General features: G+C 66.2%; 22 protein-coding genes, 1 tRNA gene and 1 pseudogene. 13 read left to right on the forward strand and 11 right to left on the reverse strand.

Annotated features, from left to right (window positions below; all coding sequences use genetic code 11):
- Positions 1 to 116: 116 nt before the first annotated feature.
- Positions 117 to 1,769: an FHA domain-containing protein gene (locus tag K3U93_RS00110; protein WP_083008658.1), complete on the reverse strand. Its 1,653-nt coding sequence runs from the start codon at positions 1,767 to 1,769 to the stop codon at positions 117 to 119.
- A 253-nt stretch (positions 1,770 to 2,022) separates the two neighbouring features.
- Between K3U93_RS00110 and K3U93_RS00115 the strand changes: the two genes are divergently transcribed.
- From K3U93_RS00115 to K3U93_RS00130, 4 genes are all read left to right on the forward strand, one after another.
- Positions 2,023 to 2,105: transfer RNA gene (locus K3U93_RS00115), tRNA-Leu, on the forward strand.
- Positions 2,106 to 2,585: 480 nt separating this feature from the next.
- Positions 2,586 to 2,786, forward strand: coding sequence for a DUF2563 family protein (locus K3U93_RS25420; RefSeq protein WP_083008661.1), 201 nt, complete (start codon positions 2,586 to 2,588; stop codon positions 2,784 to 2,786).
- Positions 2,768 to 4,621 (forward strand): putative alpha/beta hydrolase, encoded by a 1,854-nt coding sequence (locus tag K3U93_RS00125; protein WP_083008663.1) that lies wholly within the window; start codon positions 2,768 to 2,770, stop codon positions 4,619 to 4,621. Before K3U93_RS25420 ends, K3U93_RS00125 begins: the two co-directional genes overlap by 19 nt.
- 3 nt (positions 4,622 to 4,624) lie before the next feature.
- Positions 4,625 to 5,047: a hypothetical protein gene (locus K3U93_RS00130; protein ID WP_083008666.1), complete on the forward strand. Its 423-nt coding sequence runs from the start codon at positions 4,625 to 4,627 to the stop codon at positions 5,045 to 5,047.
- Between the two features lie 89 nt (positions 5,048 to 5,136).
- On the opposite strand, the gene K3U93_RS00135 is transcribed toward K3U93_RS00130, so the two are convergent.
- The 3 genes from K3U93_RS00135 to K3U93_RS00145 form a co-directional block, all read right to left on the reverse strand.
- Positions 5,137 to 5,478, reverse strand: a complete 342-nt coding sequence (locus K3U93_RS00135) for a GNAT family N-acetyltransferase (protein WP_083008669.1) — start codon at positions 5,476 to 5,478, stop codon at positions 5,137 to 5,139.
- Positions 5,465 to 6,460 carry a pirin family protein gene (locus tag K3U93_RS00140; RefSeq protein WP_083008672.1) on the reverse strand — a complete coding sequence of 332 codons (996 nt, stop codon included), beginning with the start codon at positions 6,458 to 6,460 and terminating at the stop codon, positions 5,465 to 5,467. Before K3U93_RS00140 ends, K3U93_RS00135 begins: the two co-directional genes overlap by 14 nt.
- 197 nt (positions 6,461 to 6,657) lie before the next feature.
- Positions 6,658 to 7,074, reverse strand: coding sequence for a WhiB family transcriptional regulator (locus tag K3U93_RS00145; RefSeq protein ID WP_083008675.1), 417 nt, complete (start codon positions 7,072 to 7,074; stop codon positions 6,658 to 6,660).
- A 143-nt stretch (positions 7,075 to 7,217) separates the two neighbouring features.
- On the opposite strand from K3U93_RS00145, the gene K3U93_RS00150 reads away from it, so the two are divergent.
- The 6 genes from K3U93_RS00150 to K3U93_RS00175 all read left to right on the forward strand — a co-directional run bounded on the left by K3U93_RS00150 (position 7,218) and on the right by K3U93_RS00175 (position 11,458).
- Positions 7,218 to 8,006, forward strand: a complete 789-nt coding sequence (locus K3U93_RS00150) for a helix-turn-helix domain-containing protein (RefSeq protein WP_071509646.1) — start codon at positions 7,218 to 7,220, stop codon at positions 8,004 to 8,006.
- Positions 8,003 to 8,815 (forward strand): C40 family peptidase, encoded by an 813-nt coding sequence (locus K3U93_RS00155; RefSeq protein WP_083008678.1) that lies wholly within the window; start codon positions 8,003 to 8,005, stop codon positions 8,813 to 8,815. Before K3U93_RS00150 ends, K3U93_RS00155 begins: the two co-directional genes overlap by 4 nt.
- A 48-nt stretch (positions 8,816 to 8,863) precedes the next feature.
- Entirely contained in the window at positions 8,864 to 9,226 is a 363-nt protein-coding gene (locus K3U93_RS00160) for a DUF4226 domain-containing protein (protein ID WP_083008681.1), read from the forward strand.
- Between the two features lie 138 nt (positions 9,227 to 9,364).
- Positions 9,365 to 10,786 carry a DUF4226 domain-containing protein gene (locus K3U93_RS00165; RefSeq protein WP_083008684.1) on the forward strand — a complete coding sequence of 474 codons (1,422 nt, stop codon included), beginning with the start codon at positions 9,365 to 9,367 and terminating at the stop codon, positions 10,784 to 10,786.
- Between the two features lie 46 nt (positions 10,787 to 10,832).
- On the forward strand, positions 10,833 to 11,150 hold the full coding sequence (locus K3U93_RS00170; protein ID WP_071509650.1) for an ESX-1 secretion-associated protein: 318 nt from the start codon (positions 10,833 to 10,835) through the stop codon (positions 11,148 to 11,150).
- Positions 11,147 to 11,458 carry a DUF2694 family protein gene (locus K3U93_RS00175; RefSeq protein WP_071509651.1) on the forward strand — a complete coding sequence of 104 codons (312 nt, stop codon included), beginning with the start codon at positions 11,147 to 11,149 and terminating at the stop codon, positions 11,456 to 11,458. Before K3U93_RS00170 ends, K3U93_RS00175 begins: the two co-directional genes overlap by 4 nt.
- A 33-nt stretch (positions 11,459 to 11,491) precedes the next feature.
- Here the strand turns inward: K3U93_RS00175 and K3U93_RS00180 are convergent, their stop codons facing one another.
- Entirely contained in the window at positions 11,492 to 11,635 is a 144-nt protein-coding gene (locus K3U93_RS00180) for a hypothetical protein (protein WP_176219861.1), read from the reverse strand.
- An 82-nt stretch (positions 11,636 to 11,717) separates the two neighbouring features.
- Between K3U93_RS00180 and K3U93_RS00185 the strand changes: the two genes are divergently transcribed.
- A complete protein-coding gene (locus K3U93_RS00185) occupies positions 11,718 to 12,962 on the forward strand; it encodes a DUF5631 domain-containing protein (protein WP_083008686.1) in 1,245 nt (414 codons plus the stop codon).
- Between the two features lie 69 nt (positions 12,963 to 13,031).
- Here K3U93_RS00185 and K3U93_RS00190 read toward each other — a convergent pair whose 3' ends face one another.
- Positions 13,032 to 13,805 (reverse strand): TIGR03084 family metal-binding protein, encoded by a 774-nt coding sequence (locus K3U93_RS00190; protein WP_083009104.1) that lies wholly within the window; start codon positions 13,803 to 13,805, stop codon positions 13,032 to 13,034.
- A gap of 168 nt (positions 13,806 to 13,973) precedes the next feature.
- Positions 13,974 to 15,260: an MFS transporter gene (locus tag K3U93_RS00195; RefSeq protein ID WP_083008689.1), complete on the reverse strand. Its 1,287-nt coding sequence runs from the start codon at positions 15,258 to 15,260 to the stop codon at positions 13,974 to 13,976.
- A gap of 113 nt (positions 15,261 to 15,373) precedes the next feature.
- On the opposite strand from K3U93_RS00195, the gene K3U93_RS00200 reads away from it, so the two are divergent.
- The gene (locus tag K3U93_RS00200) at positions 15,374 to 16,015 is read left to right on the forward strand and encodes a YqgE/AlgH family protein (protein ID WP_071509654.1); all 642 of its coding nucleotides are present in this window, start codon (positions 15,374 to 15,376) and stop codon (positions 16,013 to 16,015) included.
- Between the two features lie 35 nt (positions 16,016 to 16,050).
- Here the strand turns inward: K3U93_RS00200 and K3U93_RS00205 are convergent, their stop codons facing one another.
- Both K3U93_RS00205 and K3U93_RS00210 read right to left on the reverse strand, forming a co-directional pair.
- Entirely contained in the window at positions 16,051 to 16,392 is a 342-nt protein-coding gene (locus tag K3U93_RS00205; protein ID WP_071509655.1) for a hypothetical protein, read from the reverse strand.
- A gap of 66 nt (positions 16,393 to 16,458) precedes the next feature.
- Positions 16,459 to 17,517 (reverse strand): LpqN/LpqT family lipoprotein, encoded by a 1,059-nt coding sequence (locus K3U93_RS00210; protein ID WP_083008691.1) that lies wholly within the window; start codon positions 17,515 to 17,517, stop codon positions 16,459 to 16,461.
- A gap of 185 nt (positions 17,518 to 17,702) precedes the next feature.
- Between K3U93_RS00210 and leuS the strand changes: the two genes are divergently transcribed.
- The gene (gene leuS / locus K3U93_RS00215; RefSeq protein WP_083008693.1) at positions 17,703 to 20,609 is read left to right on the forward strand and encodes a leucine--tRNA ligase; all 2,907 of its coding nucleotides are present in this window, start codon (positions 17,703 to 17,705) and stop codon (positions 20,607 to 20,609) included.
- A gap of 32 nt (positions 20,610 to 20,641) precedes the next feature.
- Here the strand turns inward: leuS and K3U93_RS00220 are convergent.
- Positions 20,642 to 21,311 (reverse strand): annotated as a pseudogene (locus tag K3U93_RS00220) (SDR family oxidoreductase).
- Between the two features lie 48 nt (positions 21,312 to 21,359).
- The gene (locus tag K3U93_RS00225) at positions 21,360 to 21,857 is read right to left on the reverse strand and encodes a MarR family winged helix-turn-helix transcriptional regulator (protein WP_071509659.1); all 498 of its coding nucleotides are present in this window, start codon (positions 21,855 to 21,857) and stop codon (positions 21,360 to 21,362) included.
- Between the last annotated feature and the right edge of the window lie 2 nt (positions 21,858 to 21,859).

Raw genomic sequence — 21,859 nt, forward strand, 5'->3', positions numbered from 1 at the left:
TTTCCGTCCTGGCGCCGCACCCTTCGCACCCGTGACACCGAGCACATCAGCAACGTCACGATACTTGGACGGTGGTCGACGCGGGGAGAAGCACGGCGACTTTGAGCCCGGTGCGTTCAGTGGATGCGAACGATGATCTCCGAGTGGCCCAAGCGGATCACGTCACCGTCGGCCAACTGCCACTCCTGCACCGGCGCGTTATTGACGGTGGTGCCGTTGGTGGAGTTGAGGTCGGAGAGGAGCGCGACCTGTCCGTCCCAGCGGATCTCCAGGTGACGCCGCGACACCCCGGTGTCGGGCAGCCGGAACTGGGCGTCCTGGCCGCGGCCGATGATGTTGGAGCCGTCGCGCAGCTGATAGGTCCGGCCGCTGCCGTCGTCGAGCTGCAGGGTCACCGTCGTTACGGCGGACCCATAGCCACCCTGGCCGTAACCGCCGTAGCCGCCACCCGCCTGCTGGCCGTAATCGGCTGGAGCGTAATCGGGCGGCTGGCCGTAATCGTATTCGCGGTGGGCGGTTTCGGCGTATCCGCCCTGCGGGCCGTATCCGCCGGCGGGAACGCTTTCGGCGTACTGGGTGTAGTCGCCCGGGCCATAGTCTTGCTGGCCATATCCGCTGCCCTGCTGGTAGCCCGGGTCGTACGCGCCGCCCTCGGGGTAAGCCGGCCGTTGTTGCTCGGGCGGGGCCTGCGGGGCTGGAGGGGCATAGCCTGTTTCATCCTGGCGAGCCGGCCCGCTTCCGTAATCGCCATACCCGCCGTAGCCCGGCTGCCCGGCGCCGGGTTGAGCGCCGCCGGGAGGACCGTAGCCGCCGCCCTGGCGGTAGCCCTGGTCGTAGCCTTGCCCGCCATAGCCTGCCGGGGCTCCCGGGGCAGGGGGACGCTGTTCGTAGGACGGTGGGTAGCCACCCTGCCCTTGGTCGGGATAGCCGCGGCCTTGGTCCGGGTATCCGGGCTGTGCTTGATACCCGCGCTGGTCATAGCCGCCCTGGTCGGGGTAGCCGCCGCGTTGGCCCGGGTAGCCGCCTTGGTCTGGGTAGCCACCGCGCGGCTCGGGATAGCCACCCTGCTCCGGGTAGCCACCCTGCTCGGGGTAGCCCCCCTGCTCGGGATGACGGGGCGGCGGGTATCCGCCCTGAGGTGGGTAGCCGCCTTGTTCGGGCGGATAGCCAGCTCGAGGGTCGGGCCCGCCCTGCGGATCCGGGCCGCGCGGATCGTCTTGCGGATGCCCGTACCGATCGTCGTAATACTCGTCACCGGGCCGCCCCTGCCCCTGACCCCCGCGGTAGCTCGAATTGTCAGTCATTGGTGCTACTCCTCGTTCTGCGCCGAACGCTTGATTTGATTGTGGCCGGAGGGGAAGGTCGACCGTCGGGCGGGGCTCCACGTCAGGGTTGACAGCGCCGCGGGCGCGGTGCTGGCCGGTACGCAGGCTCGACGACTGCTCGAACCGGACGACCACATCACCATACGTTTGCCACCCCTGTCCATGGATATAGTCAGCCAGGTACCTTGCGAAAGCGCTCGACGTGAGAGCCGGGTCGGCGCCCACCTTCTCAAAGTCGTGCATACCGAGGGTAATGATGTATTCGTTGGGGGCCAAAAGACGATTCCCCGGAAGCGTCTGGACACCGTCGTCGGCTTCGCGGCGCAATAGGGTTTCGACCTCTTGGGGAACGATCGACCCCCCGAAGACTCGAGCGAACGCGTTGTCTACGCTCGCCTCGAGCTTGCGCTCAATGCGCTGAACGAGCCCCTTTTGGCTACTCATCTCTCAGTGCTCGCCCGCAGTTGTCATGATGTCTCGCGGGCGCGAGGCAAACGAACCGCCCGCGTGTCCTATCACCCCAGCATGGTATCGGGACACCACGGCGCTGCGGCACCGTGGGAATTCTGAGAATCGCGTCCTTGCAGCTCAGGGCAGTGCTTAAGGTGGCCGCACGGTGCGGGAACGGCTGCCGAGCCCTCCGAGGCGATTGGGGCGCGCGGCCATTACAGTGATATGGTCCTTCGGTTGTTTTCCCGGGCGAGTGGCGGAATGGCAGACGCGCTGGCTTCAGGTGCCAGTGTCCTTCGGGACGTGGGGGTTCAAGTCCCCCTTCGCCCACAGAGAGCGGTTCTATGAACTGCAGGCATCAAGGTCGCGAACTCATTTGGGTTCGTGACCTTCGTGTTTGGGTGAAGCGGTGGTTGACGGAGCTCCCCGCTGTGGCGAGTGGGTCTAGGTGAGCAGATCCCCGACCGAAGCGTTCGTGCTCGTGACGGATTAGCGGAAAGCTACCGTCGCGAGCTAAATGCCTGCGCCCTCGTCGACACGCTGGCACGGCTCGACGCACTCGGCCGCGTCCGCGTCGTCGTCGACCAGCCCACGTCACACGAACTGCTCTGGGCCGCAGACCGTATCGCATGGTCCTGCGCGCCGGCGGCGGCAACCCAGAATACGCATCGCGCATCTGGTTACCGTCCATAACGTCACCTAGATGCGCGAAAGCCGGGCGACCCTGCAAACAGTGCAGGCGCAGTAGCGAAGTGAATTGACCAGTGTGCGCGGGCCAGTAGCCTAACCAGCAGCTCAGGAGGGGTAGGGATGTTTCGCGACTTCGCAGCCTCGGCGGGTTTTCCCGAGGCGGTCACCCAGACGCGTCCTGGGCAGACCAGCACACCGCGAACTCACCGGAAAACTGTCAGCGGTGTCTGCGAAATACTCTGCGGGACAGAGGGTTTCACCGGTATGGACGACCGCAACACGGCGAAACCGCGGGCGGCGCGATGCAACTCCGCTACATAAGCATCCCGGCACTGGTCGCTGAAGCCGGCGGCGATCCCTGGGCGATCAATAAAAGCCTTCAGGTCGGTCGACCTGCCCAGATATCTCAGCTGGCGGAGGCCTTTCATGCTGCGGGCCGCTGCACCGCCGAGGCCAGTGCAGCGTTCGAGGAGGCGCGTCGCCGCTTTGAAGCGTCGTGGAATCACGAGGACGGCGAGCACCCGATCAACGACTCCGCCGAAGTGCAGCGCGTGACCACGTCGTTGGGTGCGCAATCCCTGCAGTTACCCAAGGTCGGGGTCGACCTGGAAAACATCGCGGCCGCCCTCGCCGAGGCGCAACGATCCGCGGGCGGCGAGATCGCGACTCTGGAAGGTCAGTTGCACCGGCTCGACGATTTGATTGGCCTGGCGCTGGATCACGAAAAAGACGCCAACCTCAGCGTGGACGAAACGGCCGCGCTGAATGCCCTCATCGACGGCTGTGAAAAGGACGCCATTGCCGACACCAAAGCCGCTGCGGCCGAGCTTCTCTCAGTCCGCAGCCGCTACTCCGATTGCCTGCAGAAATCACTGAATAACCTGCACATCGAGGGATACGACGCCGCCGTCCTCGCCGGTGTCGACGGCGACGCTGCATCCCAGCCGTCTGGGCTCCAGGCCGACGAGCTGGCCGCCATCCGCCAAGTGACCAATCAGGCCGTGGTGGATCAGATGGCCAAGGTGCGCGCCGCGCAGGATGCCCTCAACAAGGCGCTGGCCACGCTCTATACCCACGGACCGGGCTCCCCTGAGGGCGAGGCCGCAGCCGCCAGTCTGTCCAAGCTCAAGGCCGATCTCGCCCGCGCGCTCGACGACCTGGGCAAGCTGCCCGACTACAACAACGTCGACCCCTCGTCGATCAGCATCACCCCCGACGGCCATTTCGTTTTCACCTACAACGTCAACGGACAGCCGGTGCAGGTCGTCGGGCAGCTCAAGAACGGTGCCGGCGAATTTTTCGACCAGGCCACCGGCACCTACTACACTTTCAACGGCGGCAAGTTGGCTGGGATGCGCACACCGGATCCAGGGAAGGCCGAAGCCACTTCCGAACCGTTGTGGAGCGCCATCACCTTGGCGGTCGGGGGAGCCGAACTCAAGGCCGGCGGCGCCGCGGCTTGGCAAGGCCTGAAGACGTTTTTTAATCGTGAGGCGCTGGAGGGCCTGACGTCCGAAAATGTGTTGCCCCGGGCCCTTGCCGGAGCCCAGCAACGTTTCGAAGCCGCAGAACAGAATCTCGCCACGCACGGCCCACTGCCTGACACCAGTGGCCAACCCGTCCCCGGCACCCATCCTGCTGGCCCGCCACCGCTGGTCAAGCACACCCCACCCGCAGCCCCAGGGGACATCCCGCCCGGTGAACCTCACCTGCCCGTGATAGCCGACAGCCCGCCACCGGTTGTGACAGACCCAGGACATCCGGAGTTCACCCTCGACAACCCGCTGCACTACATGACACCAGAACTGCAAGCGCTGTCCGAACAACACCTAACTGGAAGCGGCGAAACCGTGCTGGGACCGTTTAAACCTCCAAGAGGAGGCCTCTCATATATCGACCTAGCAAAGCTACACAAAGCCAGCTACTTCGACCTCGGCGACGCCTGGTATTCATTCACGCCCACCGAACAACTCGCCGCCAATCAGCATGTACTCGACGTCGCTATCGCCAATCGCGATAAGATCACTTTGTCAGTACCATTTTACAGGATAGTTCCGAATACCTACACAGCTGCTGAGATTCGATACCTGGAGGCGCACGGGTACCAGCGAGTAGGTGATAATGCGCTTCTACCGCCAATTAATGAGGAACGGTAAACAATGAAGACGTTGCTGGAGTTTTTTCTACAGTACTTCGACTTCCTGTATTTAGACCCCCGTTATCGTATTACGGACTCAAAGACTTCGGGGAGCCAGACGATCAATGCATCGCTGACGCTGACCGGCCCGCTAATCAGCTGGGATCTGTTCAATGATCGAGGCCAAATGGGCTTCGCTATTGCACCAACTCAGTTAGCGGAGTCGCCCGACAACTGGTTCCGGCTATCGCTTGTTCGACAGTACCTGGATGACTACGACGAAACGAACTTTGTATCTCCGCCAGCAACAGTGGCATGGGTCCGGGACAACCTCGGCCGCATCGAGGAACTCTTTTCCGATGCAAAAGCTGCTCGCTCATGCGAGGAACTCCTCACCCTTGCGAAGTCACTTGCAAACAAGTACTTTGGTCCTCCAAAAGCGTAGGCACGGAATTGGCGGCTCGCAGGAATACCGCTGCTAAGGATACCCACCAGATATTAGCAGCGCCTCGTTTAAGGCGCCGACTCTACCGCTTAATCGGCCGGTTGCGTCTGCAGCCACCGTTGAATGTCCGTCGTGACTGGGTCGGTGATGGCGTCGAACTCGGGATGCTTCTCAAGCACCGTCTCAACCATGGAGCACACCGGAACAATGCGTTTGCCTTCATCCCGGGCGGCGTTGAGCGCGTCTTCGAGCAGAATGGTCGCCAGGCCACGCCCGCCGTACGCGGGATCGATTTCGGTGTGGTAGAAGACGCGTTGATCGCCACGGTCGGCGAACGAGGCGTGGCCGACGGTTTTTCCTTCGACGGCAATGGTGTACGTGCTGTTCCCCGCGGTGACGGTGGTTGGTGTGCCGGTCTTATCGGCGGTCATCCGTGCTTCCCTTCTTGTTCGGTATGGATCGAGGCCGCAGCCGGGCGATCGGCAGCGGCGGGGCGGGCAATCGTGCGACCGAACCCCGATAACCCGTGACGGTGCCGAAGCGGTCGTCGCCGTCCTCCCACAATTGGCGGTAGCCGACGATGTCGTCGTGACTGCGCCCGACGAAGTTCCACCACATCACCAGCTCTTCGGCGAACGGCGTGCCGCCCAACAGCAACACGCGCGCGGGTCGATCGCTCGCGTTGCGCAGGTGCAGCGACGAACACCCGGGACTCTGGTACCCGAGATCGGCGACCGCCAGGGTAGTCTCGCCCAGCTGGACTGGCCCCATGTCGCACAGCACACCGTGTTCGAAGGCCGGGTCGATGTCCAGGTCGAGCGCAGCGTTCGCGTCAAGATCGATCTGCGCGCCCAGCAGCGGAGTGAACGTGTGCACCGGCGAGCGGTCACCGGCCAGCTCCCCGAGGAACACGCGCGCCACCGCGCCGGGCAGCGAAAACGGTGCGGGCACATAGTGGGCGAAGTCGCGTCCGGTGTCGCGATCGGAATCGGGTAGCGCCACCCACAGCTGCGCGCCGTGCAAAAGAGGATCCGACTCGATCGACACTTCGGAGTGACAGATGCCCGCGCCCGCCGTCATCAGGTTCAGCTCGCCGGGCCGGACCATGACATGAACCCCGGCGCTGTCGCGATGCTCCACTCCCCCACTGAACAACCAACTGACCGTTTGCAATCCGGTATGCGGATGCGGTGGAACGTCCATGCGCGCAGTCACGGGGCCGTAGTGGTCGATGAAACACCACGCGCCGATCAGCGAGCGTTGCCGCTGCGGAAGCGTGCGCCGCACCCGGATCGCCCGCGGGCCGCCCAGCGGAACCTCTCGGGGATGCAGCGCTTGCACCAATGGCAAGGCGCCCGCAACCCATGAAGCGGTGCAAGCCACTTCGGCCGGCGCGGCCTCGAGGTTGCTCATCGTCCACCCTTCGTCGTGGGCGTGATACGGCCCCGATACCGCGACAGCACGCCGGGCGGCCGCAGTCACCCACCTGTAGCGGCCCAACCGCCCACCCGCGGCGCCGGCATGACAATCGCCAAACCTATTCCAGCGCAACCTAAGTCGCGCAGCGATGTGGTGTCAGGTAGAAATGTACCGGGCGTCCCGGCGGATTGTTAGGCGGCCGAACGCGGTCCGACGTGTGTGGCCGGCAGGTGCAACACCACCGCGGGCACCCGGATCGCATCATGTTCGTGACGCGCCAGCAGAGCCGCGTTTTCGGGCAGCTGACGGGAGTTGACCTCACCGGCCGCGATACGACGCAGCACGTCGTGGGCCTGAGCGAGCTGTTCGCGCTTGCGGTACTGGCCGCCGGGCAGCTTGACACCGGCCCAGACGCCGTACTCCTCGCGGTGCGCGATGGCGTGCTCGGCGCACCGCCGCTGCTGGGCCAACGGGCAGCGGCGCAGGCATTGGATCCGGGCCTCGGTGGCCGACCGCTCATAGGCACGCGCCTTCGCCGCGCCGTCACCACCGTCGTCGTCGGGATAGCCGAACCATAGCTCCGGGTTGGCTGCGCACGGGTGTCCCATGTCGGTCTCCTTGTCAGCGGTGAAACGTAGGCAAAAGCGTATACACATATACGTGACCGATGCAAGAGAAACGTGACAAAAACATATATCTGCTGGGACGGGACGCCGCCTGTGTAATATCCGGCCTATGGCCGGAGCGTGCGGTGAGCCGTGAATCGGCCGGTGCGGCCATCCGCGCGTTGCGCGAGTCACGCGACTGGTCGCTAGCAGAACTTGCCGCCGCGACAGGCGTCAGCATCATGGGCCTGAGCTTCCTGGAGCGCGGTGCCCGCAAGCCGCACAAAAGCACAGTTCAGAAGGTTGAAAATGGGCTTGGCCTGCCGCCGGGCACCTATTCTCGGCTATTGGTAGCCGCCGATCCCGACGCCGAGTTGGCCCGGCTGATCGCCGCCCAGGTGCCCGAGGCAAGGTCCCCGAGGCCCGCCGGCGCGGTGGTGGTCGACCGTCACAGCGATACGGAAGTGCTGGAAGGCTACGCCGAAGCGCAACTCGATGCCCTTAAATCAGTCATCGATCGACTCCCTGCGACAACATCAAACGAATATGAGACGTATATTCTGTCTGTGATCGCTCAGTGCGTGAAGGCAGAGATGTTGGCCGCCAGCTCCTGGCGCGTGGCCGTCAACGCCGGCGCCGACTCGACGGGCCGGCTCATGGAACACCTGCAGGCGCTGGAGGCGACGCGTAGGGCCCTGCTGAAGCGGATGCCCGCAAGCTTGAGCGCGCGGTTCGATAGGGCATGCGTGCAGTCGTCGTTGCCGGAGTCGATCATCGCGGCGCTGGTCGGCGTCGGGAACGACGAAATGTGGGACATCCGCAACCGGGGGGTTATCCCACCGGGAGCGCTCCCCCGCGTTCGTGCCTTCACCGAGGCGGTCGAAGCGGCGAGCCGGGACAAGACAGATCAGGACGGCGGCGAGGGGGAGCAATGACCGAAAGCGAAATCGAGGTGTTGAGCCGTGCCCATCAAATGTTCGTCGGCACCGCTTCGCGCCCGACGCTGGACGCGGGTACGGCGCATTACCACGGGTTGCTGCAGCGAGCCGCGGGATTGAACAACGGTGTGGGGCATCGCGGTTACCGGCTCGCGGTGGACGACAGCCGGAAACGGCTCCTGTCGGCAGCCCACACGGACACCGAAGCCGCGGGCGTCATCGTCGGCGCCCACCAGGATCTGGCACAGGCGCGTGGACTCACCAAGAACGTCGTCGACGAGGCGCGCGCCGATTCCGCCGTAACCCCGGCTACCCCGATGGCCCAGCGCGAGGCGATGCGCCGTCGGGTGGCGCGGCTGCGCGCACAGCGGGCGCACGTCTTGTCGGCCCGCTTGCGGGCTCGACGGCACTCCGCGGCGTTACGGGCGTTGAGTTACCGAATGACGCACTTGAGGCCGTCGTCGCCGAACGGCCGCGCCGCAATCGCGGTGCGCGCCGCGTTGTCGCGACTGGGACGCCCGTATGTCTGGGGCGCGACCGGGCCCAACCAGTTCGACTGTTCCGGCCTGGTCCAGTGGTCCTACGCGCAGGCGGGTATTCACCTGGACCGCACCACCTATCAGCAGATCACCGACGGGATTCCGGTGCCTCGCGCGCAAGTCCGGCCGGGCGATCTCGTCTTTCCCCACGCCGGACATGTGCAGATGGCCATCGGCAACAATCTGGTTGTCGAAGCGCCCTATTCGGGTGCTTCGGTGCGAATCAGTCCGCTGGGCAACAACATTGCGATTCGCCGGCCGCTATGACATGCAAAGACCGCCCAATCACCCGGGCGCGACGAAGAGGTTGAACCGATGTCGGAACAAGCCGGACTTTCGGTAGCCGCCATGCAGGCGCGGCAGTCGGTGCTGGCGAACCAACACGGCACGGCCGCCGACGCCGACCGTGTGCTGGCAGGGGTGCTGGCCAGTGCCCATGCGGCGACGCGTGAGAGCATTAGGCGCCTGGATGCGATCGCCGAGGAGATCGATCGCGCCGCCACCTGCCGCGCGGACCTTGCCGTCGACACCCCCGTGGGCGCGCGCGAGTTTCACAAATTTCTGATCGCCAAGCAACGCCAGATCGCGGCGGTCGTGGCGGATGCTCGGGAGCTCAGTCGCGCGAAAAAGGCTGTGCTGGATGGTCTGCGGGCACAGTACGCCGCGCCTGCGGGCTAGGCCAGGCACCGCGAGGACCGTTCGTTCACAGGCGTGTCGGGGTGAATTGTCGGCAGGAACGTGCGTGGGTACTGTCGCCCGGCATGGAGGGGTCGCGACGTCAGCCGCACTTGGGGCGCGGCGCCGTGTGTCTAGACGATGTCGGCGTTTGACGAGCTACTCGCCACGGTCAAATACGTCCGTGACCGCAGCGGCGACCCGAACGCGTGGCAGATGGGGTTGGCGCCGAATGAGGTGGCTGCCGTAATTACGCCAACGACACCGCCCGAACAAGTCGACACGATCGTGCGCAGGATCCGCCAACAACATCCGGACCTGTTCGGCCCCGGGACGCCGGGCATACCCGATCCGTCGTCGGACCGCGAGAAGGGGGATGCTGCCGAAGCCATGGCCGGCGCCGAAGCAGCTCTGGCACACCAGAATTCAGCCAGCTCTCAGCTAGACATGCAAGTGATTTCGGCCATCCTGAACGCACACCTGAAGGCCGTCGAGGGCAGGGAAGCGCTGACCAAGCTGCAGCGAGAAACCGAAGCCGCGGTACAAGCGCGATCGGACCTCGACACTCCGGCGGGAGCGCGGGATTTCCAACGGTTTCTCATCGGCAAGCTCAAGGACATTCGGGCGGTAGTCCTGAATGCCAGCCTCGATGACACGTCGAAATCAGCGCTGATGGCCGCGTGGACATCGCTGTACGACGCGTCCAAAAACGGACCGAACCCTCCCGGCGACCAACCGCCGGCGCCGGCCGTCCCCGCACGCGGCACCACCCAACGGCCGCTTGACGATCCGGACACCGAATGGGATCCGTTGGACTCGATGTGGGCTGACGATCCTGGTCTGCTCGCAGCGGATGCGTCGGGGCAGGGCGCCTCAGCTCCGGCTCCGCCGTCGGCACCGGCGATGCCAACCATCCCCAACCTCGGCGCGGGGTCAGTGCCGGGTGTGGGCACGGCCCCGGGCTCTGCGGCCGGGTGGGGCGTGCCGGCTGGCCTACCGCTTCCCGGGCTGCAGGAGGGCGGCAGAACCGATCCGGCACTGCGAGATTCATACGACGACGGCCCGTTGGGATCTGACGCAGACCTGGTTGATCACGCCGACAACCAGACAGACGACGAGGACGAGGGCCACGACGACGACGCGTCGGTGGATAGGCCCGAATCTCCGTCGGAGGGTCCGACAATAGTGACCCTGCCCGACGGCGAGACGGTGACGGCCGCCAGCCCCCAGCTCGCCGCGGTCATCAAAGCCGCGGTCGACGGAGCGCCGATCGCAGACGCGTTCCATCAGCAGGGAATTACCATTCCCCCACCGGGAACGGCGGTCACCGATCCGATCGACCCGCTGCGCGTCATACCCGGAGACATCGGCGTCTTCATCGATCGTCACGCGCTTGCCCTCGGTCACGAAAAAGCCCTTCTCGACGGCCAGATTCAACACATCGCCACCGTGAGCGGGCCGAGCTTTCTAGGCTGGGAGCATCCACCGGCCGCGACCGCGGCGGCGATGCCTCACACACCGACACCCACCCGGCCGGCGGCCACGTCGACCACTGGACAATAGTGAATTCGCCGGCCTAGCCCGGCGGCGCAGGAATAGGAGAGAGCGGATGGAAGATTCGATCCATGTGGTGCCCGCGCACTTACGTGAAGCCGCTGCGCATCACCAGGAGACCTCCGATTACTTGCGCACCGTTCCGTCGTCGCATGCGGCGATCCAGGAAAGCCTGGACTCGCTTGGCCCCGTCTTCGGTGAACTGCGCGACGCCGGACGCGAACTGCTTGAGCTCAGACGTCAGTGTTACGAGCAACAGGCCGAGGACCACGCCGATATGGCGGAAAAACTGACCGTGTCGGCGACGATGTGGGAGCAGCACGAGGAAGACGCGGCACGAAATTTCGGCGGCATCGTTGACGGCGGTCGATGACGGACGCCAATCCCGCATTCGACACCGTTCACCCCAGTGGGCACATCCTTGTCCGCTCCTGCCGCGGCGGATATATGCACAGCGTCGCGCTGAGTGAAGAGGCGATGGAAACCGACGCCGAGACCCTGGCACGGGGCATCCTGTTGACCGCCGATGTGTCGTGCCTCAAAGCGCTACTGGAAGTTCGGAACGAGATCGTGGCGGCCGGACACACCCCGTCCACGGAGGTGCCCACCCCGCACGATCTTGATGTGGCGATTGAAAAGCTGCTGGCACATAAACTGCGTCGCCGCGACAGCGCGGAGTAAGGACGTTAAACGCGTTTCCAACGTGCCGACGGTCTAGAGCAGCCAGGTCTTGGCGCTCTCGGGATCGGGTGCAATATCAGTCGGCGGCTCTACGGGATTGGGGCCGAACAACTCTCGCGCGCGGGCGAGCAGAGCGCGCACCTCGTCGAGTTGCTGCTGCAGCGCAGAATCAGCCATGTCCCCACGCTACCCAGGCCATCGCGGCAGCACAATTCACTGACTGAATAGACGACCCGTTGGATGCCGGTAGGCTTAGCCAGTGGCGATCTTCGGCCGGATAACGGCGCGCCAGCGCCTCCGGAGAGCTACCCGGGAATCACTCGCGATTCCGGCCTTCAGCTCTCCGGTCGATTGCACCCCCTGGGTGACGGGCGGGCTTTGGCCTGCCGAACTTTCCACGGTCACCGCCGAAACCGCCACGCTCGCAGAGTATCTGAAGGCCGACCTGCAGACGATCACCGAGAGCGCCAACGACGAGCTCAAGGTCCTCAAGCGAGCGGGGATGCCTGATTTCACCCGGCAGGCCGAAGAGGCCCGGGTCATCGAGGAGGCCCGCGCCCGGGCCGTGCGACGGGTCGAATCGACGATGCGTCATTTGCACGCGGTGAAGGCGGAGATGCCCGCCGAACACGTACGCCCACAGGTTGCCGAAAGTGTCGTGGGGCCAGATCTCGACGAGACACAAGCCATACCCGCTATCGATGCGGCGGCCAGCTCCGTGGCCGATGAGGAGGACAAACCCGAGGCCTTGGACGGCCGGCATCGAGCCTCTGCCGACGACGACACCGACGGGACCGCCGCCGCGCCGGAATCGGAGGCCTTTGAGGCCCCGGAAGCCTTTGAAGGCCCAGTAGCCCCGGTAGCTTCGGCCGCAAGCGAGTCCGACCAGGAACGGTTGCGGCGGCTCCTCGCGTTCGTGATTCATCAAGAACCACGACTGAATTGGGCGATCGGCGACCGTTCCGACGGCACCACAGTATTGGTCACCGACCTTGCCCACGGATGGATACCGCCGGGTATCACGCTTCCCGCCGGGGTGCGGTTGTTGGAACCCGAGCGACGCAGCGGCAAAGTTTCCTCGCTGATCAGCGACAGTACGCGCACCCTGACCTACGCTCCCGGGGATTCTCTGGGCCGGCTGGATGACTTTGCCGGGACCGACGCCTCGGCACAGCCCCGCGAGCTGCCGGCGGTTCAGGACCTCGGCTGGGAGTTGAACCAGGCCACCCACTGGCGCGACGGGCTGCCGCGGATGGTGCACACACTGGCCAGAGCAGCCGCCGCAGGAACCGGCATCGCCGAAGAAGAGATCGACTTGCTACGGGTGCATCTCGACACCGCGCGCTATCAACTCTTGACCCAGTATCCAAACGTCGATCTTGCGCTGTTGCTCAACTGTATGTTGTTGGCCGCCACCGAAGGAGCCGTGACGGGCGACTCGGTATCGGCGAACTATCACCTCGCCTGGTTCCAGAAACTCGCGGCGCTATCCGGCGGCCTCTAGCCGGCTCTTTTCGCGCTCATCGACCGGGGCTTGGTGGGATGGGCCCCGGCTCTCTTCGCGCTTTCGCGCTCATCGACCGGGGCCGGGCGGGCCGGCGAAGGCTTGGGCGATCTCCACCCACCGCTGCGCGTCCGGGCCGTGCGCCGTGATGTCGAGAGCCCTCAGCGGGCGCCGCTGGGTCACCAAGAAACAGAAGTCCTCGGCCGAGCCGGTGACCCGCTGAGCGGCGTCCTGCGGACCCCAGGCCCAGGTGTCACCGCCGGGTCCACGCAGCTCGACCAGGAACGGATCGGTCGGCGGCGCCAGATCGTTGACGACGAACGCGTAATCGCGAGTGCGCACCCCGATATGCGCGATCGACCGCAGTCGCTCGGTGGCGGGTCGTGTGACGCCGAGGGCGTCGGCGACGTCGAGTCCATGCGCCCAGGTCTCCATCAACCGCGCGGTGGCCATCGATGCCGCGCTCATCGGTGGCCCGAACCACGGCAATTTACGGCCGTCGGGCACCATCAGCAGCGCCTCGTGCAACCGGTCGCGGGTGGCGCGCCAGTCGGTGAGCAGCTCGGCCGGCGCCAGGGCCGCCAGTTCCTCGGCGCCCGCGTCGACGAACCCGGCCGGGTCGGCTGCGGCGGCCTGCAGCACTTCGGCAAACCCGGCCTCGTCGATGACCGCGGTCAGCGCGACCCGGTCGGTCCACAGCAGATGCCCGATCTGGTGGGCGATGGTCCAGCCCGGCGCGGGCGTCGGATCGGCCCAGCGGTGGGCTGGAAGCGGCGCCACTAGCGCATCCAGGTCGTCGCTTTCGGCGCGCAAGTCAGCCACGATCGGCCCGGGACCCGCCATCATCGCCTCCGACCGCTAACCGTCGGGGAAACCACGTATGTACCTTAAGTGTTTTTCACCCGCAAGTTCGTCGAGGCTGCAATGGCAGCGACGCCAAGCCGAAAAAGCCAGCCGTGGACGCAGAATCGACACCGCAAGCGCAGACTCGGTGCCGGCGGGACCAGACCCTCAGGGATTGTTCGCCGGCTGGCCGCGGCGGCCGATGATGCCGTGCATGGCGAGCCCGATCAGGTATAGCACCGAGCCGAACAGCACGAACGTCGGCGCGCGCCCGTCGTCGGGAATCAAGGTCGCGGCCACCGTGATCGAGACGATGAACGCGACCCAGAACAGCGCATCCTGCACCGCGAACACGTGTCCGCGAAGGGCATCGTCGACATCCATCTGCATCGCCGAGTCGGCGCACAGCTTGACCGTTTGGCCGGCCACGCCGAGCAAAAAGCCACACCCCACCATCACGGGAAGCAGCAGCCCGGCGCCGGGGATCTGGACGACCGTGGCCGCCACCAACGCGCCATTTGCCGTGGCGTAGCGGCCCCAGCGGCGCACTACCGACGGCGTCAGCACGTTGGCCAGAAAGGCTCCGAGACCCGAGGCGGCGAAGAACAGCAACGCGATACCCAGCCCCCCGGTTGCCGGACCGGGCAGGTGACGGACCAGCAACAGCATCAACAGCGAATTGATCCCGACCACCATCCGATGCGCGGCCAAGCCCGACAAGGTGGCGGCGACCGTCGGGCTCTGCGCTACCGTGCGCGCACCGTGCAGCCAGCCGGTGATCACCGCGTAGGCGACCGATCCGTGGATCGCGCGCTTGGTGTCATCCGGGCCCAGCACGCGGGAGCCGAACCGTAATGACAGCAGCAACGCGATCGATACCGGAATCGCGGTGAGGAAGATGATCGCGGAGGCGCCCCGATCGCCGGGGCCGATGACGAAGCGGGGCACAAGCATGAAGTTGGCGCCCAGGAAAGCCGCGACGGCGCCGGACGCCATGGCCACCGAGTTCATCGTCACCACCTCGTCACGCGGCACCACATGCGGCAGTGACGCCGACAGTCCCGACGCGAAAAACCGGGCCAAACCGTTGGCGAACAGCGCTCCGATCAGCAGCGGTATGTCGCCGGCCCGGACGGCCAGGACGGTGCCGATCGCGGCGATGAGAATCAGCCGGCCCGCGCTGGCGCCCACGAGCACCAGCCGACGATCCCACCGGTCCATCAGCGCGCCGGCGAACGGCCCCAGCAGCGAGTAGGGCAAAAACAGCACCGTGAACGCACGCGCGATGGCCATGGGATCGGCGGCCCGGTCCGGGTTGAACAGCAGCGCTCCGGCCAGCCCCGCCTGGAAGAGACCGTCACCGAACTGACTCGCCATGCGCACCTGCAGCAGCTGCCAGAAATCCGGCAAACTGCGCACCGACCGCCAAACGTGGGCGGGTGCGCGCGAGTGCATCCGGGGTTGAATCACAGAACCGACTTCCACGATTGGGGCAGGCAGGATCGCCGCGGACCCTAGAGTACAAAGCAGCCTCACCAACAGTACAAATATTCGCGGGCCACGCTCGATTGCCCCGGGCGACGAGGCGAAGGTGCGATGATGGTGTAGTGCCGCCCGAAGATCCAGAGGACTATGTCGCACCCGCCGCACAACGGGTGCGCTCAGGCACTTTGCTGCTCGCCAATACCGATCTTCTTGAACCGACGTTTCGACGCAGCGTGATCTACATCGTGGAGCACAACGATGGCGGCACACTGGGCGTCGTGCTCAACCGGGCCAGCGAGACCGCGGTGTACAACGTGTTGCCGCAGTGGGCCAAACTGGCTGCCAAGCCCAAGACCATGTTCATCGGTGGGCCCGTCAAACGGGACGCGGCCCTGTGTCTGGCGGCGCTGCGGGTGGGCGCGGATCCGCAAGGCGTGCCGGGCCTGCGGCATGTGGCCGGCCGGATAGTGATGGTCGATTTAGACGCCGAGCCCGACTTGATCGCGCCGCTGGTCGAGGGGGTGCGGATCTACGCCGGATACTCCGGCTGGACCATTGGTCAGCTCGAAGGCGAAATCGAGCGCGACGACTGGATTGTGTTGTCGGCGTTGCCATCTGACGTTCTGGTCGGGCCGAGGGCCGATCTGTGGGGGCAGGTGCTGCGTCGGCAGCCGCTGCCGCTTTCGTTGCTCGCCACCCACCCGATCGACGTCAGCCGAAACTAGGGCGGCACCGACAGCCGCTTATGACGGCTCGGGACTCAGTGGCAGGACTGCGCGCAGACGCCGCAGTTGCCAGCGCAGCTGGGCGTTACCGCTTCTTGGCGTAGCGCGTAGCGCGCGCTCTGCCAGGAACCCGCGCCCAGCGTCCCGAAGGCGCCGGCGACGCAGACGATCAGCACGACCAGCGCGGTGCGCGGGGAGGCGGCCAGTGCCACCACGCCACCGGCGGCCAGCATCACCGCGGCCGCCAACTGCGTTGGCGCCATGGCACGCAGCGCCAGCCGAGTGATGTCGGCAGCCCGGTTGTGGGAGAGCGACCAGGTCCCGAACCCGGCGGAGGCCGCCGCCGCACACATGCACAGCACGCCCGCGATCAACATGGCCCCACAATACGAGCCGGGCCAGAGATCCGCGCGCCCGGCTCCGCGGCTGGTATCGGCGCCGAATTAGTGCTGTTGAAGGAACGTGAAGTTCGGCAGCGGCGGCAGCCCGGGCACCAGGGTCAACAGGTTGGGCGCGGGCTGGTGCGCCGCCCGGTTTGGCGCGGCCGTCTGCGCGGGCAGCCCGAGCGGCGCTGCGCCCGTTGTCTGGGCGGGCAACCCGACTTGACCCGGTGTCTGCCCGGGCAGCCCGACCGGTGCCGCGCCGGGTTGCTGCGCGGGCGCTGGGGCCGCGGCCCCGGGTACGGTCACCCGGAAGCCGTTGATGATCGCATCCGTGGCCGGTGCGTCTGCGATCGCCACCGCGCGGTCGGTGGTCACCGACAGCGACACCAGGTACTTGTCGCGCCCGGACGTGGCGATGACGTGCCGGCGTGCGGTATTGAGCATCATGTCGCCATCGCGGTAGGTGCCCTCGATGATTGACGACGGAAAGCCGCCGAAGTCGGCCATTGAGGCGTTGGTGGCCTGCCAGGCGAGCAGTTTCTGGCTGTCGACATATCCGTGCGTAATGGCTTCTTTGGGATCGAAGTTACCGACCAGCTTGTACACCACCACCTGCGCATTCGACGTATAGATGCTGCTGCCGCGCCGGTCGGCGATCACCGCGAATGCGTCGGGCACATTGGGATCGGGCACCTGGGTCCAGCGGGTCGGCACCGGCAGCGTGATGTCGAGTGCCTTGAATCCCTGGGGCTTTTGCGCCTCGAGCTTGACGCCCTTCGACTGCAGGTATTCACGCAGCGTGCCGGAAACCGCGGGGGTCAGCGTCGGCGGCGCCGGGGCCGCGGGCGTGACCGCGGCGGGTGCGGGTGCCGCGGGATTCTGCGGCATGAAGGGATTTGCCGCCGGCGGGGTGGCGAGCAACCTGTTGTTGGGGACCTGCCCGGGCGCGGCCGTGGCGTTCTGTGGCGCGGGCGCGGTCACGGGGACGACGGGCGCGGGCGGCGGTGCCGGAAGCATGGGATCGGCCGACGCGGTGGCGCCCGCGAACATCGTGACACCGATCGCGCTGGCGGCCAGGCCTCCTGCGAATATCCGCAACGTGCGGGCGATCTGAATCATCTGCTTCGGTCCTTCCCATGGCTCGGGTACCAGCAGCCATCGCTAGAGGCTGACTGTAACTAGTGGTCAAACGCGGTGGACAGGCCCGAAATAGACCTGGGATGAAGCTCTGATCGGTGCGCAACGGAACCGAGACCAACCTGTGGCCGGACGGCCCGGCGAGGCGGCCCTTATACCCTGTTCAAGTGACCGAACCCCCGACCACCGCGCCCGGGAGCAACCCAGGCGCTCCCCAGCCGGACTCCGATGCGCCGCCGTATCGCTACACCGCGACGCTGGCGGGCCGCATCGAGAGCGCCTGGCAGGACAACTGGGCGAAGCTCGGGACGTTCAACGTGCCCAACCCGGTCGGTTCGCTGGCGCCGGCCGACGGCAGCCCGGTGCCCCACGACAAGCTGTTCGTGCAGGACATGTTCCCCTATCCGTCGGGTGATGGGCTGCACGTCGGGCACCCGCTGGGCTACATCGCCACGGACGTCTACGCCCGGTATCACCGGATGATTGGCCATAACGTGTTGCACGCATTGGGGTTCGACTCCTTCGGGCTCCCGGCTGAGCAGTACGCGGTGCAGACCGGCACCCACCCGCGCACCAGGACCGAGGCCAACATCGTGAATTTCCGGCGCCAGCTGGGCCGCCTGGGTCTCGGCCACGACAGCAGGCGCAGCTTCTCGACCACCGACGTCGAGTTCTACAAGTGGACCCAATGGATCTTCCTGCAGATCTACAACGCGTGGTTCGACACGGCCGCCGACAAGGCCCGCCCGATATCGGAGTTGGTCGCCGAGTTCGATTCCGGTGCAAGGCGTCTCGACGACGGACGGGACTGGGCCAAGCTATCGGTGGGGGAGCGGGCCGACGTGATCGACGGCCACCGCCTGGTCTACCGGGCGGACTCGATGGTGAATTGGTGTCCCGGGCTCGGCACGGTGCTGGCCAACGAAGAGGTCACCGCCGACGGCCGCAGCGACCGCGGCAACTTCCCGGTATTCCGGAAACGGTTGCGGCAGTGGATGATGCGCATTACCGCCTATGCCGACCGACTCCTCGACGACCTGGACCTGCTGGACTGGCCGGAGCAGGTAAAGACGATGCAGCGCAACTGGATTGGCCGCTCCACCGGTGCCCAGGCGCTGTTCTCGGCGACCAAGGACAACGGCGATGCCATCGACATCCAGGTGTTCACCACCCGGCCGGACACCCTGTTCGGCGCCACGTACCTGGTGCTGGCGCCCGAGCATGACCTGGTCGACGAACTGGCCGCCGCCGCCTGGCCCGACGGCACCGACCCCCGCTGGACGTACGGGGCCGCCACACCGGGCGAGGCCGTCGTCGCCTATCGCCGCGCGATCGGCGCGAAGTCAGACCTCGAACGCCAGGAGAGCAAGGAAAAGACCGGCGTCTTCCTGGGCAGCTACGCGACCAACCCGGCCAACGGCAAACCGGTGCCCATTTTCATCGCCGATTACGTGCTGGCCGGGTATGGCACCGGGGCGATCATGGCGGTGCCCGGCCATGACCAGCGCGACTGGGACTTCGCCCACGAGTTCGGCCTGCCGGTCGTGGAAGTCATTGCCGGCGGCGATATTTCGCAGGCCGCGCACACGGGTGACGGTGTGTTGGTCAACTCCGGCTACCTCGACGGCATGGGCGTGGCGGCGGCCAAGGAGGCCATCACCGCGCGTTTGGAGTCCGAGGGCCGCGGCCGGGCGCGCATTGAATTCAAGCTGCGCGACTGGCTTTTCGCGCGGCAGCGCTATTGGGGTGAGCCGTTCCCGATCGTCTATGACAGCGACGGGCGCCCGCACGCGCTCGACGAGGCGGCGCTGCCCGTCGAGCTGCCCGACGTGGCGGACTATTCGCCGGTGTCGTTCGACCCCGACGACGCCGACAGCGAGCCGTCGCCGCCACTGGCCAAGGCGACCGAGTGGGTGCACGTCGAGCTGGACCTGGGTGACGGCCTGAAGCCCTACACCCGCGACACCAACGTGATGCCGCAGTGGGCCGGCAGCTCCTGGTACGAGTTGCGCTACACCGATCCACATAACTCAGAGCGGTTCTGCGCCAAGGAAAACGAAGCCTACTGGATGGGCCCGCGGCCGGCCGAGCACGGCCCGCAGGACCCAGGCGGCGTCGACCTATATGTCGGAGGCGCCGAACACGCGGTGCTGCACCTGCTGTATGCGCGGTTCTGGCACAAGGTGCTATACGACCTGGGCCATGTCAGTTCTCGGGAGCCGTACCGCAGGCTGATCAACCAGGGCTACATCCAGGCCCACGCCTACACCGATTCACGCGGGTCGTACGTACCGGCGGACGAGGTGATCGAACGCGACGGCGGCTTTGTCTACCCGGGACCCGACGGCGAGATCGAAGTTTTTCAGGAATTCGGGAAAATCGGTAAGAGCCTGAAGAATTCGATATCGCCCGACGAGATCTGTGACGAGTACGGCGCGGACACGCTGCGGGTGTACGAGATGTCGATGGGCCCGCTGGAGGCGTCCCGGCCCTGGGCCACCAAGGACGTGGTAGGCGCGCACCGCTTCCTGCAGCGGGTGTGGCGGTTGGTGATCGACGAGCTGACCGGCGACATCCGGGTGGTCGACGGGCAACAACAGCTGGACGCCGACACCCTGCGGGCGCTGCACCGCACCATCACCGGGGTCGCCGAAGACTATGCGGCACTGCGTAATAACACCGCGGCGGCCAAGCTGATCGAGTACACCAACCACCTCACCAAGGAACACCGCGACTCGATGCCCCGCGCGGCGGTCGAGCCGCTGGTGCTGATGCTGGCGCCGCTGGCCCCCCACCTGGCCGAGGAGCTGTGGCTGCGGCTGGGCCACGCCACGTCGTTGGCGCACGGGCCATTCCCGGAGGCCGATCCCGCCTACCTCGTCGACGACACGGTGGAATACCCGGTGCAGGTGAACGGCAAGGTGCGCGGGCGAGTGGTGGTCGCCGCCGACGCCGACGACGACACGCTAAAGGCCGCGGCCATGGCCGACGACAAGGTGCAGGCGTTCTTGGCCGGCGCCACCCCGCGCAAGGTGATCGTGGTCCCGGGCCGGCTGGTGAACCTGGTCCTCTGAGGCCTCGACACTCCGAAGACCCATCGCACGGTTTACAGTCGGCGCGGCCGGAGCACCACCTCGTGAAGGTGGCCGTCGGGCGGGGTGGCCACCGCAGTGGCCACCGCCGCCGCGACGGTTTCGGGCCGCAGAAAGTTGGCGGGATCGTAGTGGCCGCCTTCGAACGTGACGAGTTCGCTGCATGGCGGTGTCGGTGCGGCCGGGATAGATCGTGGTGACCCGCAAGTCCGGCTCGTCGTCGCGCAGCGAGTCCGCGAAGGCCCGCAACGCGAACTTGCTGGCCGAATAGGAGGCCATGCCCGGTGAAACCCTGCGCCCCGCGCCGGAATTGATGAACACTACCTGGCCGCGGGCGCGTCGCAACGCCGGCAACAGCGCCAGCGTAAGTTCCACCGCCCCAAAGATATTCACGGCGAAGGTGGCGCGCCATTCGTCGACGTTGGACTCGGCGACATGGCCGGGGATGGACACCCCCGCGTTGTGCACCAGCACGTCGAGTTGGTCGACGATTTCGCAGGCGGCCGCGATATCTTCGGTGTCGATCAGGTCCAGCGGGAAAGTCGTGGCGCCCAGCCGCTCCGCGACGACGTCGAGCCGCTCCGAGGGCCGACCGGCCAACAGCAGGCTGTGCGTCGCCGAAAGCGCTGTGGCGATGGTGGAACCGATGCCGCCGCCAGCGCCGGTGATGAGTGCGGTTGGCATGTGCTCTAGTCTACGGCAGCCGCCAATTCCGTTGAAAACCAGATATTTTCATGCCTGCTTGCGCGCCGGGGGTTCTCCTACGGGGCCGGATTCGCCGGAGGCCAGGCGTTCCAGCGGAGCCAGCGCCTTGGTCAGGGTGTTCAGGTCGGCCTCGGGGAGTTGACTGAGCATCGCGGCCAGGGCGGCGCGCCGGTTGGCCAGCGACTCGCCGTGGACGGCCCGCCCGCGAGGGGTGATGTCGACCAGCACCGCCCGCAGGTCGGACGGGTCACGCGAACGCTTCACCAGCCCGATCTTCTCCAGGCGGCGGATCGCCACGGTGGTGGTGGGGGTTCGGACCCGTTCGTGCGCCGCCAGGTCGGTCATCCGAATGGGGCCCTGATCGAGCAACGTGACCAGGATCGACAGCTGTGCCAGGGTCAAGTCCCCGGCCGCGGCCCCGCTGGGGTCGCCGCGCCGAAGGATCGCAAAGAGCTTGGACAGCGCGCGGTGCAAACCTTCCGCAAGCTCCGCCACCTCGCCCGCGGTGGATTCGCTGTCAGCCATAA

Source organism: Mycobacterium malmoense, assembly GCF_019645855.1.
GTDB classification, from domain to species: Bacteria; Actinomycetota; Actinomycetes; order Mycobacteriales; family Mycobacteriaceae; genus Mycobacterium; species Mycobacterium malmoense.

What these genes read in the sequence shown, in the direction of transcription:
- K3U93_RS00110 (WP_083008658.1), bottom strand. Translation starts at nt 1,769, where the DNA reads ATGAGTAGCCAAAAGGGGCTCGTTCAGCGCATTGAGCGCAAGCTCGAG.
- K3U93_RS25420 (WP_083008661.1), top strand. Translation starts at nt 2,586, where the DNA reads ATGTTTCGCGACTTCGCAGCCTCGGCGGGTTTTCCCGAGGCGGTCACC.
- K3U93_RS00125 (WP_083008663.1), top strand. Translation starts at nt 2,768, where the DNA reads ATGCAACTCCGCTACATAAGCATCCCGGCACTGGTCGCTGAAGCCGGC.
- K3U93_RS00130 (WP_083008666.1), top strand. Translation starts at nt 4,625, where the DNA reads ATGAAGACGTTGCTGGAGTTTTTTCTACAGTACTTCGACTTCCTGTAT.
- K3U93_RS00135 (WP_083008669.1), bottom strand. Translation starts at nt 5,478, where the DNA reads ATGACCGCCGATAAGACCGGCACACCAACCACCGTCACCGCGGGGAAC.
- K3U93_RS00140 (WP_083008672.1), bottom strand. Translation starts at nt 6,460, where the DNA reads ATGAGCAACCTCGAGGCCGCGCCGGCCGAAGTGGCTTGCACCGCTTCA.
- K3U93_RS00145 (WP_083008675.1), bottom strand. Translation starts at nt 7,074, where the DNA reads ATGGGACACCCGTGCGCAGCCAACCCGGAGCTATGGTTCGGCTATCCC.
- K3U93_RS00155 (WP_083008678.1), top strand. Translation starts at nt 8,003, where the DNA reads ATGACCGAAAGCGAAATCGAGGTGTTGAGCCGTGCCCATCAAATGTTC.
- K3U93_RS00160 (WP_083008681.1), top strand. Translation starts at nt 8,864, where the DNA reads ATGTCGGAACAAGCCGGACTTTCGGTAGCCGCCATGCAGGCGCGGCAG.
- K3U93_RS00165 (WP_083008684.1), top strand. Translation starts at nt 9,365, where the DNA reads ATGTCGGCGTTTGACGAGCTACTCGCCACGGTCAAATACGTCCGTGAC.
- K3U93_RS00170 (WP_071509650.1), top strand. Translation starts at nt 10,833, where the DNA reads ATGGAAGATTCGATCCATGTGGTGCCCGCGCACTTACGTGAAGCCGCT.
- K3U93_RS00175 (WP_071509651.1), top strand. Translation starts at nt 11,147, where the DNA reads ATGACGGACGCCAATCCCGCATTCGACACCGTTCACCCCAGTGGGCAC.
- K3U93_RS00180 (WP_176219861.1), bottom strand. Translation starts at nt 11,635, where the DNA reads ATGGCTGATTCTGCGCTGCAGCAGCAACTCGACGAGGTGCGCGCTCTG.
- K3U93_RS00190 (WP_083009104.1), bottom strand. Translation starts at nt 13,805, where the DNA reads ATGGCGGGTCCCGGGCCGATCGTGGCTGACTTGCGCGCCGAAAGCGAC.
- K3U93_RS00195 (WP_083008689.1), bottom strand. Translation starts at nt 15,260, where the DNA reads ATGCACTCGCGCGCACCCGCCCACGTTTGGCGGTCGGTGCGCAGTTTG.
- K3U93_RS00205 (WP_071509655.1), bottom strand. Translation starts at nt 16,392, where the DNA reads ATGTTGATCGCGGGCGTGCTGTGCATGTGTGCGGCGGCGGCCTCCGCC.
- K3U93_RS00210 (WP_083008691.1), bottom strand. Translation starts at nt 17,517, where the DNA reads ATGATTCAGATCGCCCGCACGTTGCGGATATTCGCAGGAGGCCTGGCC.
- K3U93_RS00225 (WP_071509659.1), bottom strand. Translation starts at nt 21,857, where the DNA reads ATGGCTGACAGCGAATCCACCGCGGGCGAGGTGGCGGAGCTTGCGGAA.